The organism is Flammeovirga aprica JL-4, from assembly GCF_012844305.1.
Lineage (GTDB): Bacteria > Bacteroidota > Bacteroidia > Cytophagales > Flammeovirgaceae > Flammeovirga > Flammeovirga aprica.
This window is the reverse complement of record NZ_JABANE010000009.1, coordinates 81,122-103,962: the sequence shown is the minus strand read 5'-3', so window position 1 is coordinate 103,962 and position 22,841 is coordinate 81,122. Positions and strand designations below refer to the sequence as shown.

At 35.3% G+C, this 22,841-nt stretch carries 9 protein-coding genes; all 9 read right to left on the bottom strand.

Features of this window, described 5'->3' with window-relative positions:
* Position 1: 1 nt before the first annotated feature.
* Positions 2 to 1,750 carry a SusD/RagB family nutrient-binding outer membrane lipoprotein gene (locus HHU12_RS05065; RefSeq protein WP_169655592.1) on the bottom strand — a complete coding sequence of 583 codons (1,749 nt, stop codon included), beginning with the start codon at positions 1,748 to 1,750 and terminating at the stop codon, positions 2 to 4.
* A gap of 89 nt (positions 1,751 to 1,839) precedes the next feature.
* Positions 1,840 to 4,908, bottom strand: coding sequence for a SusC/RagA family TonB-linked outer membrane protein (locus HHU12_RS05060; RefSeq protein WP_169655590.1), 3,069 nt, complete (start codon positions 4,906 to 4,908; stop codon positions 1,840 to 1,842).
* 508 nt (positions 4,909 to 5,416) lie between these two features.
* Positions 5,417 to 6,904: a SusD/RagB family nutrient-binding outer membrane lipoprotein gene (locus HHU12_RS05055; protein WP_169655588.1), complete on the bottom strand. Its 1,488-nt coding sequence runs from the start codon at positions 6,902 to 6,904 to the stop codon at positions 5,417 to 5,419.
* Between the two features lie 83 nt (positions 6,905 to 6,987).
* Positions 6,988 to 10,188 carry a SusC/RagA family TonB-linked outer membrane protein gene (locus HHU12_RS05050; protein WP_169655586.1) on the bottom strand — a complete coding sequence of 1,067 codons (3,201 nt, stop codon included), beginning with the start codon at positions 10,186 to 10,188 and terminating at the stop codon, positions 6,988 to 6,990.
* Positions 10,189 to 10,731: 543 nt separating this feature from the next.
* Positions 10,732 to 12,225 (bottom strand): SusD/RagB family nutrient-binding outer membrane lipoprotein, encoded by a 1,494-nt coding sequence (locus tag HHU12_RS05045; protein WP_169655584.1) that lies wholly within the window; start codon positions 12,223 to 12,225, stop codon positions 10,732 to 10,734.
* A gap of 10 nt (positions 12,226 to 12,235) precedes the next feature.
* A complete protein-coding gene (locus tag HHU12_RS05040) occupies positions 12,236 to 15,430 on the bottom strand; it encodes a SusC/RagA family TonB-linked outer membrane protein (protein WP_169655582.1) in 3,195 nt (1,064 codons plus the stop codon).
* Positions 15,431 to 16,244: 814 nt separating this feature from the next.
* A complete protein-coding gene (locus tag HHU12_RS05035; RefSeq protein WP_169655580.1) occupies positions 16,245 to 17,687 on the bottom strand; it encodes a SusD/RagB family nutrient-binding outer membrane lipoprotein in 1,443 nt (480 codons plus the stop codon).
* Positions 17,688 to 17,698: 11 nt separating this feature from the next.
* Positions 17,699 to 20,896: a SusC/RagA family TonB-linked outer membrane protein gene (locus HHU12_RS05030; protein WP_169655578.1), complete on the bottom strand. Its 3,198-nt coding sequence runs from the start codon at positions 20,894 to 20,896 to the stop codon at positions 17,699 to 17,701.
* A 433-nt stretch (positions 20,897 to 21,329) separates the two neighbouring features.
* The gene (locus tag HHU12_RS05025) at positions 21,330 to 22,835 is read right to left on the bottom strand and encodes a SusD/RagB family nutrient-binding outer membrane lipoprotein (protein WP_169655576.1); all 1,506 of its coding nucleotides are present in this window, start codon (positions 22,833 to 22,835) and stop codon (positions 21,330 to 21,332) included.
* Positions 22,836 to 22,841: the final 6 nt, after the last annotated feature.

Here is a 22,841-nt window from a genome sequence, read left to right as displayed (position 1 = left end):
CTTATTTGTAATTGTTGAATGCTGAAGTATTCCACCATACAAGTTTACCATACATAGTATCAGTAATACCATTTGCAGCTTCAGAAAGATTACCAGCGTTCGTAGTTAACTCAGAAGCAGCATAAGGGAAACGGTAAGGTAAACCTTTTCCTGCGTAAACTGTACCACCTTTTACTTTAGTCAACTGAGGGAAGTTTGTTCTTCTTACTTCTGTAAATTGCTCAGGACCATTTGTAAAGTTTGCAATGTACTTTTGCTCTGCAATCAATTGAGCTGCTTTTCCAGCATCCCAAGCTACATTTGGCTCAGCTAAAGTTCTATCGATATGCTCTTGCATATTTTCCATAGAAATAGTTACCTGATAACCATCTGCTTCTTCAACGATATCCTCTTTGAAAGGAATTGCACCACTTGAAGCACCGTATGAAGCCGTTTTCACGCTATATGAATTTGCTAAAGTATATTGTCTTTCAAATGAAGCTTTAATACCATTTTCGTAAGCAGTTTTTGCATCACCTGCAATTCCAAGAACAGCAATTGCCTCTGCTTTAATAAATTCCAATTCAGCGTAAGACATGATATGCGATACACCGTTAGGAGTTGATCTGTAAAGCACACCTACTCTTGAACGGTCAGAGATTTGGAAACTTGTTCCTTTAGGCACACCATTTTCTTGACCTACATATTTCAATAAAGTATAATCTTTTACGCCATCTTCTGCCAACTTAGTGTTGAATGCATCAATTGAAGACGGAGTTGGTGTTGCATAGATGTATAAACGAGCATCTTTTCTATCTTGTAATAAATCAACTACTGTATTAGAAACTGCAAAGTCATCACGAGTATCACGTACATAGTTTTCGAAGAACGGGTGCTCATATGGTTGAGTACCTGCATAAGTCAACATAGCATCATCAGCGATTGATGAAAATACCGGGTAAGTTGTAGCATCTCCAAAGATCTTCTCTAAACCTGCTTTTGCTGTTGCTGGATCTACCTTAGAAATATGGATATATAATCTTGCTGCTAAAGAGTTTGTAAACTTTCTCCATTTTTGACCACTACCACGGTAAATCATATCAGCACTTTCCTCAACAGAACCACCATTTGATAATAATTCATTGGCTGTTTCTAACTGGGCAAACAAGTCAGTATAGATATCTTTTTGAGCATCATACTTAGGCTGAGTAATTGTATTATCATAACCTAGTGCTACAGTTTGTAAAGCTTCAGAGTAAGGAATATCACCCCAAACGTCTGTAGTTACAGAGAAGAAATATGCACGCATTGCCAACATTGCACCTTCCATTGCTTGAGCATTAGCTATAGCTGCTGCATCTTTAGAGTCCGCTGCTAATAAAGCTTCTTTTAAATCTTGTGTTTTTTTCAACGCAAGTTCTAACTCATATAATGAACCTGTTTTTTCACCTGTATCTGAAGATGAACCAGAATACATAAATTTCCAGTAGCCATCAATAGCATCTGATCTGTACTCATACCAGTCCTCATCGATATATTGGATTTTGGCAAAGTTCTGTGCCCAAAGACCAGAAGCTGTCATATTGAAGCCTTCTGCTTGTACACCATAAATACCACCAATATTTGAGAATAATGCATTTGCAAAAAGGTTACCCGCATTTACATTCGTAGGGTAATTTGGGTTTACTTGCATCTCTTCGAAGTCTTTGAAACAAGAAGTCATGCTTAACGCTAAGACAAGTGATGCTATATATACAATTGATTTTTTCATTATTTCATTTAATTTGTTGCCAGAGGAGAAAAACTCCCCTAACAATTCATAAAATATTTTTCCTAAGCTTTTAAATCTTTTGATTCAACTTAGAACTTCATCTTGATATCGAAACCAAGGCTTCTTGGAGATGGTAATTGACCAAACTCAAAACCTTGACCACTAAGACCTGAACCAAAACCTGATTGAGGGTCAATGTGTGGTGCATTTCTATAAATCATTAATAGGTTGTTACCTACAAATGCTACACTCATACCTTGTACTCCATACTTCTTAGTAATTGTAGAAGGGATGCTGTATGTAAGTGATAACTCCGCTAATTTTACATAGCTAGCATCATAAATAAATGCCTCGTGGATACCATATTTAGATTGGTAGTAAGTTTGAGCATTGATCACTTTAGTATTAACTGCTCCGTCTGCAGTAACACCTTGAACAACTCTACCTGATTCACGGCCTTCTGCAGTGTGATCTAATACACCTGCATATTCACCGAACATGTTTGTTACTGAGAAGATATCACCTCCCATAGAAACATCTACTAATGCTGATAATGTTAAGTTCTTGTAAGAAACAGTATTTCTGATACCACCTCTCCAATCAGGGTTGATAGAACCTAATTTCACTTTTTCTTGTGTTCTGTTTGCTGTACCGTTTGCTCCAACAACGATGTTTCCATTGTCATCTCTTTCGTAAGCATAACCATAGAAAGTACCTAATTGCTCACCTGGACGAGCTTCAGTAGTTGCACTCCAGTAAGATCCAAGAACGAATGAATCAATACCTTCAGCTAATTCTACAACCTCATTTTGGTTCTTAGCAAAGTTGAATGAAAGATCCCAAGTAATATCACTTGTTCTTACTGGTGTTGCACGAACCATCAATTCGAAACCTTTGTTGTCGATTTGTCCTGCATTGATATATGAGTATCTGTAACCTGATGCAGCAGAAACGTCAGCTGGAACAATTTGGTCATAAGTTGATTTCTCATAGTAAGCTGCTTCAAAACCTAAACGATCATTGAAGAATCCCATATCTAAACCAACTTCCCATGATTGAGTAGTTTCTGGTTTTAGGTCAGGGTTTGCTTGAGTAGTCTCATGCTTGAACATTGGGTAACCGTTGTATGGTAAAGCTGAAACAAAAACGTTTCTAGTAGAGTAAGGGTCTGCTCCGTTACCTACTTCAGCCCATCCACCTCTAACTTTACCGCTAGTAATGAAAGATGGTAAATCAAAGTGCTCAGAGAATACATATGATAAGTTCACTGAAGGATATAAGAATGAATTATTCTTGATAGGAAGTGTAGAAGACCAGTCATTACGGATAGAAATATCTGCGAATAAGAAATCTCTGTAACCAATTGATGCTGTACCATATAAAGAGTTGATGATTTGCTCTTCGAAATATGAAGTAGACTCAACCACACCTGTTGCGTTAGCAGGAGTATATACACCTGGTGAAGCTAAACCAAATGCTTCCATACTACCTCTTCTGTACATTCTGTACATATTGTTACCACCGAAGTTAGCGTTAACATTCCAGTCTGAACCGAAGTCTTTTGAGAATGAGAAATCAAAGTTTGTTTCGTTCACAAAATAGTTTGACTCTTTGAAACCACCATCCTTGTCATTTAACGTGTACATTGCAGTTTTTGCAAGACGGTTTTCAGTATATAAGTCAGTACCACCTTTCACTTTAAAGTTCAAGTAGTCAGTAATGTTCCATTTCAATGAAGCAAAACCATTGATACGATCTCTTAATTGTGAGTTTGTATTTTCATTTAAGATCCAGTATGGGTTATCATGGTAGCTGTAGTTCCAGTTGAATGGAGTTCCATCAGCTTTTTTATAGTTTTTCAAAGCTGCAATATCAACTTGACGACCGAACCATACAAATTGCTGCATTACGTTACCAGCACCATAACCTTGTTGAGGTAAGTTGTCTGAAGATCTACGAGAGTAAGCAATTTTTGAATCTAACTGTAATTTATCTGAAATCTTGTGTCCGAAGTTAATGCTAGCAGAGTAGTTTTCTAACCCTGTGTTAGGTACCATACCCTTTTGGTCAGAATACATCATAGAGAAACGTACATTTGACTTATCTGAAGCACTTTGGATTGACAAGTTTGTTGTAGAAACACGTCCAGTTTCAAAGAAGTTTTTGATATTATCTGGTCTTGAAACCCATGGTGTAGCCACTCCGTCAGTATTAAACTGAGGCAACATTAAACCTGCATCTAATTTTGGTCCCCATGACTCATCAAATCCGTCATTGATACCTCCACCAGTACCTGTTCCATCTACATAAGAAAATTCACCATTGAATCCTTGTCCATATCTATTTTGATAATCTGGTAAAACTAATGGATTTTGGAAAGTAGTCGAATGTGATAATGATACACCTAAACCTTTTGTTCCTTTACCTGATTTTGTAGTAATTACAATTGCACCATTTTGTGCTCTTGAACCATATAAGGCAGCTGCGTTTGGTCCCTTAAGTACTGACATTGAAGCAATATCATCTGGATTAATATCATTGATTGGTGAACCGTAGTCAGCACCACCACTTGATGTATTACCTGAGTTATAAGTGTTATCTACAGGAATACCGTCGATCACGAATAATGGTTGGTTATTACCTGTTAATGATGAGTTACCACGAATTGTGATACGTGAAGATGCACCTGGAGCTCCTGAAGAAGTGTTTACCATAACACCTGCAACTTTACCGTTTAGGTTATTTAAAACACCGCTTTCAGCACCTTTAAGGTCATCACCTTTCACTTCTGTAACAGAGTAACCAAGTGATTTTTTGTCTTTTTCAATACCTAATGCAGTTACAACGATCTCGTCAAGTTGCTCAATATCTTCCTCTAAAGTAATTGAGATTTCAGATCTAGTTCCAACAGGAACTTCTTGTGTTTTGTAACCAACAATCTTGAAAATTAATACTGGATTATCGCCTGAGGCCATCAAACGGTAAGATCCGTCGATTCCAGTTACAGTACCTTGAGTAGTACCTTTTACAACAACAGCTACACCTGGTAAAGTCTCCCCTGTAGGGTCTGTAATTACACCAGACACTGTTCTCTCCTGTGCTAACGCAGCAAAAACTACTGAAAGCATAAGAGACACTAATAATAGTGCTTTCTTCATAATAAAATAATTGAATTGGAACTTAAAAGTCAGTCCTAGACCTAGATTGAATAGTCTAAAAAATGGACTCTAAATTATCTTGAGATAATGGAAAATAAATGGTTAAAAAATATGATTTTGAGATTTTGAACTAGTAAATAAAAGTTTGATCATAGTATAAAATTAGTTGTTAAAATAAATTGAAATTAGAATGTAGATTCATGTGATAATTAATGTTATTTCTAATTATCATGTCGCTAATGTATAACATTAACTTTTGATTTCTAAATATATGTTATAAAAATATTTATGTTTTTTAACACAACAATACTATTAAACAATTTTAAACATAGAAATATTACAATAAATACAACTGATATTAATAAATAAGATAAAAATTATACAATTTTAATAAAAAGTTCATTTTCACTGTTTTTTTTCTAAAAAATAAAAAGAGGTGATCTCAAAATGAGACCACCTCGTTCAATTTATAAGGAAGAATCCACTTCCAATTTCAATTATTTTCGAATTATTGATTTACCGGTGTTGGTGTAAACAAGTCTACTACCTCTGGCATGTTTGTATTTGTATTGATCTCTACTTGAGGATATACAAATCTTAGTGGAATAGAACTTCCTGAAAGTACAGGAACTTGAACTCTAACATCATTTTCCTTAATAGTTCTTCTCAAATCAGAAAAACCTTCCAACAAACCAACTGAGGCTACATATTTTTCGGCTAAAATTTCTCTGATGTAAGCTCTTCCTTCAGCTAATCCATCAGGATTTAACATTCCACCTACTGCAAAATCTGCAGTAGTTAACGCCTCATACTTCATTGCTAGAGTATCATAAGTTGGTTTCTCATCTGCATCTAATACAGGCTCACCACTTCCATCTAAAATTGGCTCAAGGTAAGTTTGATATTGAGGATGAAGGTAACCACCTTTTTCCATATATGCTCTGTACTCATTTAATGCCGTTAAACTTTCAGTAAGCATACCTTCTCTTGCTGCCGCTTCTGCTTTAATCAACAAACCTTGGTGGTAAGTTGTTATTGGGAAGTTAGTTGCAATATCGAAGAAGCCATTACCTTGACCACCCCAGAAAGAAGGGTGAGAATTTGGTTCTGGAGCTCCATACCATCCTTCATTTGTATACAAGTAATTCCAGATGTGCTGATAATCTGTCTTAGCATTAGATCTCCCTTCGATAAAACCAGGAGCATACGCAGTTTCAGCTGTCATATACCCTGAACGATCATATTCTAGGAACATCCAATAGGTATTAGCATTTACATAAGGTGTAGCACCTTCATGAGATAATGTCATATCTGAAGCAGAAGACGTGATTCCTTTCTCTGCGTATGCATATGCATTAGCATAATCCTTTGCATGCAAATAAAATTTTGCTTTCAGTGTATTGATTGCTTCAATATTAGTATTGATAAGGTTTTTTGAACCAAAACCTTGAGCAGATTCGATATCTTCAATAGCATCTGTTAACAGAGTTTGAACATAAGTATATACACTTGCTTGATCATCATATTTAGGCATTGGAATATTCTCATAGTCACCTACCTCTGATGCAGGAACATTACCCCACAAATCAGCTGCGACTCCTAATCCAATTGCTAATACAACTTTTGCTTGTCCTGCTAAGATTCTGTTATTTTTCTCTTCCGCTTCTTTCAATGCCAACATTGCATTTGTAATAGAACTTGTATACAAGTTTTCCCACGGACTATCGAAATCACCAGCAGTAGCATTATATGAGTTAAGGCCAATGTACTGACGATCTGAACCTGTAAAGTAACCAGACCACATACCAGCTAATCTTGCCATTTCTCCTTCATGAACAAAACCCAAAGCCAGTTCAGCCGATGGTAAAACTAACTCTGCAGGTGCAGATTGAGGATCATTAGGGCTTATTGATTCTCCTTCAACTAATTTATTACAAGACATAGATCCTGCCGTAATAGTTGCTGCTAATAATATGTTTTTAAATATATTTTTCATTGAATATTTCTCTTTTAAAGAATTGAATAGGTTAAGCACATATTAATGGTGGAATGTACCACCATTAATATGAAAAAGGTTTTTTACCAATTAAATGCTGCTGTAAATACCCAAGATCTAGTGTTAGGGTTGTTGAAGTAATCTAAACCTCTACCGTTAGAAACACCAGTTAAGTTTGTTTCTGGGTCAACACCTGAGTAATCTGTCCATAAGAACAAGTTACGACCAGTGATTGATAAATCAATTGATGAAACTTTTAATGCTTTCTTCAAACCTGGTGACCTTAAGCTATAGCTCATTGTCAACTCTCTTAATCTAGTCCAAGTCGCGTCTTCCACAAATTGCTCACCTACTGGACCAAATCCACCACCTAAGCTTCTATACCAGCTTTCATCTAATGCAACTGGACCTGCACCGAAGTCTCTTACTACACCTCTGAATGTATCACCTGATGCAATAGCACCGCCACCATATGTCTTTAATTCTGAAGGAGCTACTGACTCAACTACAGATCTTCCTGAACGACCGAAATGATCTAGTACTCCGTTTGTACCATTCCAAACATCACCTCCTTGAGAATGCTCGATTAAAGCATAAACTCTAAATCCTTTATAAGAAACTGTAAGGCCTAAACCACCTCTCCAATCTGGATTAGGATCACCAATTACGCCTTCTTCCAATGCTTGTTTAGGGAAACCATTGTCATCTAAATCATAAGAACCATCTTCATTTCTTGCAAACTTACCACCCCAAAGTACACCTACAGGATAACCTTCTACTGCTCTTGAAGAAGAACCTGTAAATCCATTCAAGAAGATTGATTTTGTACCTTTTAGGTCAGTAACTTTATTTTCAATCTTAGTCCAGTTAAGGTCTAATGATACTCTCCAATCTGAATTACTAAATACATCATAACCTAAGTCAACTTCGATACCTTGATTCTCTAAAGTCGCAGAGTTACCATACTGTCCAGCATATCCTGAAGATGGGGCTAATTCAGTGTTGAATAATACATCTTTGGTTTCGTTTTGGAAATAAGTTACACCTAAACGACCTTTATCTGCTAAGAATCTTAAATCAGTACCAATTTCCCACTCTGTCTTGATCTCTGGCTTCAAGTTAGGGTTACCTGAAACATCACTTCTTCTAAATCCGCCACCATAGCCAGACATATTTAAAGAAGGTCCCCATGACTCAGTAAATTCAGCTGACTCATAATATGTTAATGATCTATAAGGAAGAGGCTCAATACCTACCTGTCCAATTGAAGCTCTTACTTTTGCAAAGCTTAAAGCACCTGTTGAGTTGTTTAAGATTTGATAAGCAGCATCCGCTGAAGGATAATAATATACAGAGTTCGCATTTTCACCATAAGTTGAAGCCGCTTCACCTCTTAATGTACCGTTTACGAATAATTTATCTTTGTAACCGAAATTTACTGAACCATACATCGCAGCAATTTTCTTTGTTTCGTAGTAGTTATAAGGAGTCGTATTTTCAGAAGTTGCATTATCAAATGATGGAGGTGCATCCGCGATAATAAAGTTTTGCATTTCAGCTCCATTTGCAGTATAATCTCTTTGGTTATAGTTAAAACCAAGTAAACCTGTGAATTGAAGATCAGGAGTGATTTCTTTTTGCACTCTTGCAAATAAATCTGTGTTGAACTGTATTTCCGATAGGTTATCTTCTTCATACTTACCAGCGGTGTTTCCTGCTGAATTAACAGGGAAATATGATGAACGCAATTCATTATAGTAATCTACACCAGTTCTTAAAGTAACATCAACCCATGAAGCTGGTAATAATTGTGCTTCAACCGAACCAATGAAACGGTTTACTTTAGATGGGTTCTTTTGATTGTTAACTGTCCAATTAGGGTTGTTATAAATCGGGTTACTTGAACCATTTGGAGCTCTATAAGCTCTGTGCATATTTTCTTGAGGTACTTTTCCATCTTCTACAATTGTACCTATATAGTCTGTATTATCAAAGTCAGCTGGTGTTCTTAATAAACCTAACATCAAACCTGCTGTATTTGAACCTTTTTGTACTCTATCAGAAGATGTATGAGTATAATTCAACGTATTCGTTAATTTGAATTTATCTCCAAAACGTTTCATCGTATTCAAACGAGCTGTTGTCCTCTTGTATGAAGAGTTTTTAATGATACCATTTTGATCTAAGTCTGATATAGAGAACATAAAACTTCCATCTCTATCACCACCAGAAATAGATAAGTTATTTTCCCAGTAAGAACCTGTCCCATAAACTTGATCCCAGTTAGAATCATCATATGTTGTCTTTGAGTTCTTAGTATTGATTGGATAAATTACATTTCCTGTTGCTGATACAAAGCTAGCACCTGAAGTATTTACCTCATCTAAACCACCTGCTCTCTCTGAAATTTTATCTCCCCATGACTCTGGAGAAACACTCCATGAACCGCCTCTACCTTGTCCGAAAGTAGATTGCAATTCAGGTTTTACGTTCACTTGGTCAATAGAGTAAGATGTTCTATATTGAACGTTAATTTTTTTACCTGCAGAAGAACCTTTCTTTGTTGTAATTACAATTACACCATTTGCTGCTCTTGATCCCCAAAGTGCAGCTGCTGATGCACCTTTAAGAATTTGCATTGTCTCGATATCGTTAGGGTTGATATCATTCATACGTGATTGTTGAGATACACCATCAACACCATCGCCACGGCTACTGTTATTAATTGGAATACCATCAACTACAACTAATGGCTGTAAGTTACTTTGGATAGTCGACTGACCACGAATCTGAATATATGAACCAGCTCCTGGATCACCTGAAGATCTTACAATATTCACACCTGAAGCTTTACCAGCCATACCGTTAATCAAACTAGCTTCGCCTGAATCAACAATACTCTCAGCTGCAATCTTAGAAGGAGCTGAACCCATCTTATCTCTGCTCTCTTCAAAACCTAAGGCTGTTACAACTACTTCATCAAGTTGTTTCATGTCTTCTTCCATTGAGAATGAAATTGTCGAGCTAGAGCCTACAGCTTTCTCAATTTCAACAAAACCAACTAGTTTATAAACTAATGTTGGGTTCTGACCTGATACAGCTAATCTGTATCCTCCATCGATGTTTGATACTGTACCTTGAGTTGTACCTTTTAAGATTACGGCTACACCAGGCAATGGTTCACCATTAGAATCCGTGATTACACCGGATACTGTTCTCTCCTGAGCAAACGTAGCAAAAGCCATACTCATTAAGAGAGAAAGAAGCATAATTGCTTTTTTCATAGTAAAATAAATTGAATTGGAACTTAAAGTTTAAATATGGTTAGGTTTAGTCCAAAAACCCTCCCTTAAAAAATTCTGCTGTTATAGAATTGGTAGCAAAAAATATATTTTGTCTTTAAAAATTTAGTACTTAGTAGAATAAAAACTTGTAGCAATTTTCCTTGCTTTGTTTCATAGTTACAGTTCCAAATGTAATAGAAAGTTTTTGATATTGTAAATATTTGTTATTAAAATTTTAACTTTTGTTTTCATTAAAGTGTGAAAAAGTTCAATCAATTCTCAATTTAATCACATTAAAAAGCACTAAATCAATCATTTACATTAAAATAAATCAATTAAAACTTTTTTTTGTTAACGTTAAAATATTAACAATCACCAAGTCAATTTTAATAGAGAAACCCAGTTTTTCACCATATCTAAAGAACGATTACATATCGTTAGCTATACAAAATAAACCCGATGGAAATGAATCCACCGGGCTTATTTATTATTAAAACCTAATTATAGAATCAACTCTATAAGTTATTTTTTTATGATGTGTGATTAGCGATTTCCACCTGCCCACCAAACTTTTTCTGTAAATACAAACTGACCATCACCTTGTGCTTCACTCACGTTAGGGTTGTTACTCACATCACCTACACCGTAAGTATAACGTAATGGGAATTTATCTGGAGCATGGTGCTGTAAAGTAATATATGAAGTTTCACCCATAGCTCTTAAACGTCTCATATCATTGTAAGCCTCTAAAGACTCAGCTTGGAAGAAGGCTAAATATTTTTCCTTCATGATACGATCAATACTAAAAGTTGTGATTGACGTAATATAATCTTCAACATTCTCAGTTTTAGATGCTTTAAAAGCAGCTCTGATAGCATCTTTTGCTGTTTCAACTCCACTACCCGCAGCCATTCTTTCTTTTGCTTCAGCTTCCAAGAACTTCAATTCATGGTAGCTCATTAAGTAAGATGGTTGAGTTGCATCTAAGAAGTAAGAAGATACACCATATACATTATAAGCTGGGGCAGCAGTTTCCATTCCATTTGGAGCAAAAATAATTTTACCAAAATTGGGACTATTTTTTGAGGTATAAATATTTGGTATAAAGAATTGAGCAATCCTTGGATCATTATCATCCATATTATCTCTCAAGCTTTGAGAAGCACCGTAATATGCTCTAACATTAAGGAATAATGAATTCGGATTATGCGATGTAGAACCATTGTAGTCAAATCTAGCTTCTTCACTATCACTTGTAAAAGATAATGCTACTTCATCCAATACATCTTGGTAAGAGTGCTCTGATGGGTTGATATGAGACAATCTCATATGAGCTCTTGCTTTTAAACCATGAGCAAATTTGATCCAAGCATCTATTGAAGCATCAGGATTAGCTCTTGAATTTAAACGATTGTATAATACATCTTGAATACTAGGATCAGAAGCTTGACCTTGAAATGTATTTTCTTTGCTTAAATTGATGATTGCCTCATCTAAGATATTGAAAACATCATCATAAATCTGCTCTTGCTTATCTAACTTAGGAGTTAAATAGTTTTTGTAATCAGAAGCTTCAGTAAATGGAACATCTCCACATACATCTGTTAATACAGAAATATAATATGCTTTTAAGACTAACGCTCTCCCTAGCATCTGGAAGTTTCCTTCTTCTCGTCCTCCTTCCGAACAGTGTTCAATAATATCAGAAGCATCTCTTAGGCCTGTATATGCTGTTACCCAAGCATTGTTGTAAGTTGAAGTTTGAGTGACCTGTCCAATTCTTGTTTCTGCATTATAGAATTGACCATCTATACCCACTTGATGCTCGACATATAGTGCTGCATACATACCAAAATCACCACTTGATACTGATGCTGCTGCTCTACTAATCACATCTGTCAATGTAAATGAAGTTGGTACTTCTGTTGGATTATTCGGGTTCTTGTTAATTTCATTCATAATATCATCTGTACAAGACGTCATAGATGATAATGCTAAAGAACCTAACGCTATATATTTTAAATATTTTTTGATCATGTTAATAAAATTAGAAAGTTAAGTCTACACCAAAACCGAAACTTGAAGTATTAGGCATTGAGAATCTCTCAAATGCTCCACCCATATTGTTGTTACCTTGAGATGATTCCGGATCAAAGTTTGGTAATTCAGTCCACAATAAAATATTTCTAGCAAATGCTGACAAACGAACATCTGTAGTGCCTTTTATTAGTTTTTTAGGGAATCTGTACCCTAATGATAACTCTCTTAATTTCAAGAAAGAGTTATTATAAATTGCACCTTCATCAATATTACCTTCTACATTATAATATCTTTGAAAATAAGCGTCTTCATCACCTTCTCCACCTCTTTCAATATCATTAGGTGTTCCATCCTCTTTATAACCAGGCATGATAAATTTGCTCTCTCTATCTTCTGTATCTTTACCTACACCATATAGATTTAACAAGTTGTTAGAACCATGGTACATTTGACCACCATTTTTCCAGTCAAATACTGCTGATAAAGTCCAACTCTTATATCTCATGTTTGAGTTGAAACCTAAAATAAAATCAGGAGTAACATCACCAATGATACCATCAGCCCCTTGCATTGGCATACCATAAGTAGGACTATCAGGGTTTTCATCTACTAAAATTCTTCCTTGGTCATCTCTAGCATAAGTAGAACCATAGATTACTGGATATGCATAACCGATACCTGCCCTTACTTGTGGAGTTACAAAACCACCTAAGAAAATTGATTCAACACCTGGAGCTAACTCATCTACTACTGAAGTAATTTTAGAGTAGTTCACCATCACATCCCAAGTAAAGTCTTTTGTCTGAACTGGAACTAATGTTAATGTCAATTCGTGAGCATCAGTGTGTAAACGACCACCGTTAGTCAATAAACTATTGTAACCTGTAGAGGATGCTAATGGCACTGGGAAAATTTGATCTGTTACATTCTGACGTGAGTATGTATAGTTCAAGCTCACACGGTCATTGAAGAAACCAACATCTGCACCAATCTCATACGACATTGTATTTTGAGGCTTTAAGTTAGGGTCATAAATTCTTTCGTACCTTGTATATGCATTTACACCACTCATTGGATAGTTGATCGGGTAAGTACTTGACCACCAACCTCCATCGTAAGTTGGCTTGCTGTAATAATCTTCATAGTAATCACCTGCTTGACCAACTTGTGCAAATGAACCTCTTAATTTCAACATTGATAAATGATCAGAATTCTTAAGGAAGTCCATTTCACTTAACACCCAGCTAAGAGATACTGAAGGGTAGAAGAAAGATCTTGCACCTTCTGGCATTGTTGAAACATAATCATTACGACCAGTTACAGTTGCAAAAAGGAAATCATCATACGATAATGAGGCACTTCCAAAGAAACCTACAGTTCTTGTATTTCTTTGATTCTCATTTGCGGTTTGAACAATTGAGTTATCAATATGTTTCCACCCTCCAAAGTTAAACCCTGTACCTTTTTGTTCATATTTCTTTCTTCTTGTATCATTGATCTCATTGCCCAAAATTGCCGAGAATTTGACTTTTTCAGAAATATCCCATGAGTAATTTACAGTCAATAATGAGTTGATTGTATTGTTAGTGATCCCGCGGTTATGGATTCTTCCTGCGTCACCTTTACTACCTTTTTCAAAAATATCTTGATAATGAGTAGTGTAAGAGTCTACACCTAACTGATACTTCACTCTTACGTTCATATTGTCCCTTAAGCTTTCTTCATATTGTAAATACGTATTACCATAGAAACGTTGTGACTTCTCATTAAATACATTATTTTCAATGGCCCAATAAGGATTGTCAAATGTTAAACTTCTGTAATATATTTGAGAATATGGATCTGAAGGTAGATTTTTTGGGTTACCTTTCAAATTATATGAAACTGGAGCAGCATATACACCTGCTAATGAGGCATCATTACCTGCAGATAACTTATCGATTTCACTTTGAACAAAGTTTGCTGAAATACCTGTTGAGAAGTTATCATTGATTGTCCCATCAAATCTACCTTTAACATTCCAACGTTCCATTCCTGTAGAAGGAGCAACTCCTTGCTGAGAAGTGTTTGACAAACCAATACTATAATTTGCTGACTCTGTAGCTTGACTAATGTTTGCACTTGTATTCACAGTATGACCAGTTTGGAAGTAATCCCCAAAGTTATCATAAACTTGTGGTGTCACCCAAGGATCCATACCTCCTTCTTCTCTTTGAGGTACTTTATACATACCTGGGTGACCATTACTGTTTCCTCCATAGGTTGGGTCATTTGGAAGATCAGAAATTTTTGGACCCCAAGATAATGAAGTACTTGGATCATACTCTATATCAAATTTACCTGTTTCTTTATTAAATGATGTAGTACCTTGAGCATATTTGGTCTGATAGTTTGGTTTTCTTGATACAGTTTCGAAACTTGTGAAATTCGAAACTTTCACAATTGGCTTTCCTTTATTTCCTTTACCACTTTTCGTAGTGATGATGATTACACCATTTGATGCTCTAATACCATAAAGAGCTGCTGCTGCTTGACCTTTCAAGATGTTGATTGACTCGATGTCATTAGGATCAATATCCACTGCTCTGTTTGCAATATCTGCACCTGTAACTGAATTACCTGTTGAGAAGTCAGGGTTAGAAGAAATTGGCATACCATCAATTACATATAATGGAGCGTTGTTTCCTGTAAATGATCTAGCACCACGAATGTTGATTTGAGCTGAAGCACCTGGTGCACCTGATGAAGGCTTGATATCTACACCTGTCACTTTACCTTGTAATGCACCTGCTAAACCAGGGTTACCTGTTTGTTGTAAAGTTTCTGTTTGTACTTCTTGGAAAGCATAACCTAGAGACTTTTTATCAGATTCTTGACCTAAAGCAGTTACAACTACTTCGTCTAATTGCTCTGCATCTTGCTCTAGTGCAATGTCAATAACTGATTGTTGCCCTACTACTACTTCTTGAGTTGAATAACCTACGAAACTGAAAATTAGTGTCGCATCATCAGAAACTGAGATTTGGTATTTACCGTCTAAGTCTGTGATTGTACCTTTTGAAGTACCTTTGATCACTACTGTTACACCTGGAAGAGGTTCTCCTGCTTCAGAAACTACACCTGAAACAGTACGATCCTGTGCAAAAGTACTTACGATGGTCATCAACGCAAGTACGATCAATGATAGAAGTCGTTTGTTCATAAATAAATTAATTAAATTAAGCTTAAGATTTTAGTATGCGTTTTTTGCTAAATGAATAATTGAAATGGAAGTAAAAAAAACGTTAATACTATACTCTGTTTAATCTTTAAATACCCCTCTTTTTGCGTTATGCTGAAGATGAAAATATTTAAAAATTTAACCTATGTTTACATTGCAATATCATATTTAAAGATTTTTATTTTTTACAATTTTTAGTTAATGAGACCTAACAACAAAGAGGACAATATGCAACACACTGTATATCATGAAAATAAAAAACAAATAAAGTTAAAATGTCAAAACATTAACACAACCCCGTAACATTGATTATAAATCAGAATTATATTCTCGAACAAATTTAAATAGGTGTATTTTTATTCTACACGTAACAAAAAAACAATACAATAACCAACTAAAAATAACAAAGAATACCATTCTAACACTCAACTCAACTAGAATAGTCTTTTAACAAAAAAAACACTTAATGATTAGAAAGACCTAAAAAAAACATCTGTATTTAGCTTCAATTTCACTTTGCATCTACTTCCATTTTAGGGATTTCCACACCTTTAAAAACACCTTCATCTTATCACATTTTTGAAACACTTCTTCATCATATTTCAAATAAAAATGAGTGAATTTCACATTCCTTCAATCACTTATTTTAGAACACTTCAGTATTCTTTTTCATTAAAAAAATGAACAGTATATAAAGCATAAAAAAGCCCGATGAAATAAATTCACCGGGCTTCAACCTTAAATTATAATAACAACTTTACAATTGTTCTATCTTATTTTTATTTAGCACTTTCGCTTAGAAGCTTCCGCCTGCCCACCAAACATTGTCAGTGTAAACATTAACCTTTAAATAAGCCTCTCTAACATTCACATTATTGTTAACGTCATCAGCACCATAAGTGTATCTTAATGGGAATTTCTCCACTTTAGGGTTTTGGAAATTCACATAAGATGGATGTGCTCCTCCGTTCATTGCTTTTAATCTACGGAAGTCATTATATGCTTCGATAGCCTCTGATTGGAAGAATGATACATACTTCTCACCCATAATTCTATCAATACTGAAATCAGTGATAGTTGCAATATAGTTGTTAGCTTCTACTTCACTTAAGTTTGCATATACGAATGCTGCTTTTACTGCCTCGATAGCTGCAGTTTGGCCAGAACCTGCTGATTTTCTTTCTAAAGCTTCTGCTTCTAAAAACTTCAACTCGTGGAATGATAAGAACTGAGTTGCGTTTTTTCTATCTGTGAAATAAGTTGAGATACCATACTTATTTTGAGTTTGCTCATTTTGACCATTCTCTCCTAAAACTAGTTCACCACCAACATTTTTTGGAATAAAATAAGCTACGATTCTAGGGTCATTATTTGCAGACATCATATCATGTAATGATTTTGAAGAACCATATTGATCACGTGTCATATACAATAATGTATAAGGATTGTTACTTGATGTACCATTATATACATATTTGGCTTCTTCGTCAGCATTTGTAAATGATTTAGCAACTTCAGCAAGCACTTCATCATAAACATTTGGTCTCACATGAGATAAACGCATCAAAAGTCTGGCTTTTAAACCATGAGCAAATTTTGTCCATTTATCTACCTTACCCCCATAAATATGGTCAGAACCACCAATACTGTTGAAATCACTAGGAATACTTAAGTTTTCAATACCTGCATCGATATATGCAAAGATTTCATTGTAAATATCTTCTTGCTTATCAACATGTGGTAACATAAAATCATTTGCATTCAATGCTTCAGACCAAGGCACATCACCACAAACGTCAGTAAGAATTGATAAATTATACGCTGTTAATATTTGAGCAATACCTAAATTAGCTGTGTTTCCTTGCTCTTTTCCTTCTGGAGAACAAATGTCAATTACATCTTTTGCATCCCTTAAAGCTGTATACGCTCCATTCCAAGAGTTATTGTAAGTTGATGCTACTGCTAACTGCCCGTCTTCACGAATTTCAGATTGATAAAACTGATTGTGAGTACCAACATAGTGCTCTACAAATAATGATGCATAAAAAGCAAAATCTCCGTTAGCTACTTGTACTGCTGTTCTGTTGATCAAATCTGTAAGAATCAAATTCGTTGACATCTCTGTCGGGTTATTTGGATTCTGATTGATTTCGTCCATCTTATCCTCTGAACAAGAGAATAAGGTTGCACCTGCCACACATAAAATGGCAAACTTGTTTATATATTTTTTGATTGTCATGTTATGTCAAATTAGAATGTTAAGTCAACACCAAAACCAAAGCTTGAAGTGTTTGGCATAGAGAATCTTTCGAAAGATCCACCCATGTTGTTGTTACCTTGAGATGATTCAGGATCTAAGTTTGGAAGTTTAGACCATAATAAGATGTTACGAGCAAAAGCTGATAATCTTACTCCAGTTGTTCCATTGAACACTTTTTCTGGGAATTGATATCCAACAGCTAATTCTCTTAACTTGATGAATGAGTTGTCATAAATCAATGACTCATTGATACTATTTGTTCTGTTATAAAAATCTTGGTGAGATTTTTCACCATTTGGTCCAATAACAATGTCATTTGGAGTACCATCCTCTTTTACACCCTGAAATACAAAATCTTCGTCTCTGTTTTCAGTTGTTTTTGATACACCATAAAAGTTCATCAAACCATTAGTACCTGAGTACATTTCTCCACCGTGTTTCCAATCAAATACTGCAGATAAGTTCCAGTTTTTGTATTGAAGACTTGTATTGAATCCTAACATAAAATCAGGAGTAACATCACCAATAATATCCTCTTTATCAACCATTGGTAAACCATCTTTATCAACAATAATATTGTTATTGTCATCTCTCAAGTATGTTGAACCGTAAATTACAGGATAAGCAAATCCTTCTGCAGCTCTAACTTGTGGAGTTACAAAACCACCTAAGAAAATTGATTCCACACCTGGTGCTAATTCTTCAACTACAGATACAATTCTCGAATAGTTGAAAGTCATGTCCCATCTTAAATCTTTCTTCTGAATTGGAACTAATGTTAAGTTGATTTCATGTGCGTTCGTACTGATGCGACCACCATTTGTTAACTTCTGAGAATAACCAGTCGATTTTGCTAATGGCACAGCAAAGATTTGATCTTCTACATCTTGACGAGAATAAGTGTAAGAGAATACAATACGGTCATTGAAGAATCCTAAATCAGTACCCAATTCATATGATGTAGTATTTTGAGGCTTCAATTGTGGATCATAAAGTGTTCCATATCTATTAAAACCAGTAACACCATTCATTGGGTAGTTAATTGGATATTCTCCAGACCACCATCCACCAGCATATGATGGAATACTATAATAGTCTTCATAATAATCACCTGCTTGACCTACCTGCGCCCATGATGCTCTTACTTTAAATAATGATAATTCATCTACATCTTTCAAGAAATCAAGCTCGCTCAATACAACTGAAGTTGAGATTGAAGGGTAGAAGAATGATCTATTACCTCTTGGCATACTCGATACATAATCATTACGACCAGTAGCTGTTAAGAAGAATAGTTGTTCATAAGAATAAGTCAAACTACCAAAGAAACCAACTGTTCTTTTCATACGTTGGTTCTCATTCATTGATTGAACCTGAGTATTTGAAATATGTTGCCAACCTCCACTATTGAAGTTCGCACCGTATTGCTCATATTTCTTTTGAGTATTATCGTTCAATTCATTACCCAAAATTGCTGAAATTTTGCTCTTTGAAGTGATTTCCCAATTGAAATTAACAGTAGCTAAAGAGTTAATAGTATTATTCGTTACACCATAGTTATTGATAGATCCTCCACCAACACCATCGAATACGCCTCTGTTACCAAATTCAAAAATATCTTGGTAATGTGAAGTATAAGAATCAACACCCAATTGATACTTCACACGGATATCCATGTTATCTCTCAATTTAGATTCATATTGTAAATAAGCATTACCATAGAATCGGTCTGTTTTCTCATTGAAAACATTGTTTTCTGCTGCCCAATAAGGGTTAGGGAAGCCCAAATTTCTATAAGAAATCTGATCATAAGGATCTGTAGGGTTTGCCGAAGGAATTCCTTTTAAGTTATATGAATTAGGTGCAGCATAAACACCTGCTAAAGCCGCATCGTTACCAGCTGAAAGCTTATCAATTTCAGATTGAACATAATTTGCTGATGCACCAGTACTAAAGTTATCATTTAATGATGCATCCAATCTAGCTTTTGCATTCCATCTAGTCATTCCAGTACCTGGAGCAACACCTTTTTGATCTACATTTGAAATACCAACACTATAGTTTACATTATCAGTTGATTGACTAATGTTAGCAGAAGTATTCACTGTATAACCTGTTCCAAAGTAATCTCCAAAATTATCGTATGTACCTGGAGTAGCCCAAGGGTTCATACCTGCATGTTCTAGTTGAGGTACAAAATATTTACCTTCATGACCTTGGTGATTACCTCCATAACCTGTCCCATTAGGTCCCGTAGGTGGATTTTGGTGGTTATTAATATCATTAGGTAAATCTGAAATTCTTGGTCCCCATGCCATTGATGAATAAGGATCGAAAACACCAGCAGAACCTTGAGCATATTTTGTCTGATACTCAGGAGCTCTTGAAACAACATCAAATGAAGTCGTATTTGAAACATTCACGATAGGTTTTGAACTTCTTCCACCTTTACCAGATTTCGTTTCAATGATAATTACACCATTAGATGCTCTAATACCATAAAGAGCTGCTGCCGCTTGACCTTTCAAGATGTTGATACTTGCAATATCGTTTGGATCAATATCCACTGCTCTGTTTGCAACGTCAGCACCTGTTACTGATGAACCTGTTGAGAAATCAGGGTTTGATGAAATTGGCATACCATCAACTACATATAATGGAGCATTGTTTCCTGTAAACGATCTTGAACCACGGATGTTGATTTGTGTCGATGCACCTGGCATACCCGATGATGGCTTAATGTCTACACCAGAAACTTTACCTTGAAGTGCTCCTGCTAAACCAGGATTACCCGCTTGCTGTAATGTTTCTGATTTTACCTCTTGGTAAGCATAACCAATTGATTTCTTATCAGTTTGCTGTCCCATGGCTGTTACTACAACCTCGTCTAATTGCTCAGCATCTTGCTCTAAAGAGATGTCGATTCTAGAGCTTTGTCCTACTTTTACTTCTTGTGTAGAGTAACCTACAAAACTGAAAACTAGAGTTGCATCATCTCCGATAGTAAGGTGATATTTACCGTCGAGGTCAGTAATAGTACCTTTACTTGTTCCTTTTAATAAAACTGTAACACCAGGAAGGGGATTACCTTCCTCTGACACTACACCAGAAATGGTGCGGTCCTGCGCAATAGAACTCAACATTGTTATCAATGCAAGCACTATTGTGGATAGAAGTCGCTTGTTCATATAATTGATTAAATTAAGCTAAGATTGTAGTATGCGTTTTTGAAAGAAAATAATTGAAATGGAGTCTAAAAAAAACGTTAATACAAAATTTAAATTGGTTTCTAATTAGGTTTTAGATTGCTCTTGATAAAAGTGAATCTTTTTTTAATATTAACCTTTGTTTGTGTCGCAATATCAACTTTTAACTTTATGAGTTGTATTTATTTAAGTTAATGAATTTTAAGTTCAGTTTATTATACTTCTAATTAACTGATTTACAATATTTAAAATTGAAAATTTTAAAAAAAATAGTATAAAAAACCAAAAAATCAACGAAAAACAGAATATATTATAAAATAGTATATTGTACAATATGTTTTATTTTATGTATAACAAAAAAGGATACACTTTATATAAATAAGTGTATCCTTTACTTGTAAAAATTTTATAATTTTTATCTAGAACCTCCGGCCCACCATACGTTTTCTGTGTAAACATATTGGCCATCACCAAGGGCATCTCTTACATTTTGATTATTATTTACATCATCAGCACCATAAGTCATTCTTAAAGGAAACTTTGCTGGCTGAGGATTTAAGAAAGTAACATATGTTGGAACAGTTCCGCCATTCATTGCTTTCAATCTTCTGTAATCATTGTAAGCTTCTAATGATTCTGAGATGTATTGAGAAATGTACTTCTCTTTCATCACATAATCGACATCAAAAGTTTTATTACCCTCAATATATGTGATATACGCATCGATGTCCGCCTGGGCAATACTTGCTGAAGCTAATGCAGCTCTCACTGCCGCTACTGTAGCTGTTTGAATTTCTGCCGCACTTCCATTATTTCTAGCTGTTGCCTCTGCAATCAAGAACAATAATTCATGATAACTCATGATAAAAGTATTTTCTGTTCTATTGTTGAAATAACTTGAAATACCATATACACCTTGTATTTGATCAATATCGCCATTTGGTGCAAATTCAAGTTTCTCATCAGCAGGGTCACTTTTAGGATAAGGGATAAAGTAATTTGCAATTCTTGGGTCATTATCATCCATATTGTTGCGCATACTTTGGCTTGATCCATAGTAATCTCTTTGCGTATACATCAAATAATAAGGGTTATAAGATGTTGAACCATTGTATGTAGATTTTGCTTCATCTGCTGCTGATGTGAAAGATTTTGCTGCATGAGCAAGTACATCTGCATAATTTGGTGTTTTATGTGACAAACGCATTGTGAAACGTGCTCTTAAACCCCAAGCTAATTTTACCCAAGCTTGTCTCCATGAAACTTGATCATTACCGTTTGAAGACGTTGGTCTAAGGTTACCATAAATCATATCATGAACCCCAATAGCATCATAGTTACCGTCATTGTCCTTCTCAAGGTTTGCTACACCGTCATCAAGTAATTTGAAGATGTCAGTATAAATTGCTTCTTGCTTGTCCAAATCTGGTCTTAGGTAATTAACAGGATCAAGAGCTTGTGACCAAGGTATATCTCCACACATATCTGTCACAACAGATAGGTTGTAAGCCATTAATATCTGAGCTACACCTAGTGTATGATTGTTTCCTACCTCTGCACCTCCTTCTGAACATTTGGCTATTACATCTTTTAAATTTCTCATTGCCTGATATGAGCCCACCCAAGCGGAATTATAAGTGGTCGCTTGAGTTAAAGATGCGTCTAATCTAATTTCAGCTTGGTGAAACTGGTTAAAAACACCTACTTGATGTTCGATAAAAAGAGAAGCATAAAAAGCATAATCACCATTGGCTACCCTTACTAGAGATGCATTCATTGCGTCAGTTATTACAAACTGAGATGGTGTATCGAGAGGGTTATTGGGATTTCTATTAATTTCATCCAACACATCTTCTGAACAAGATGCTAAGGAGATCATTACCCCAATCAGGAGCAATTTTATATATTTAAATTTTTCCATTTTTCT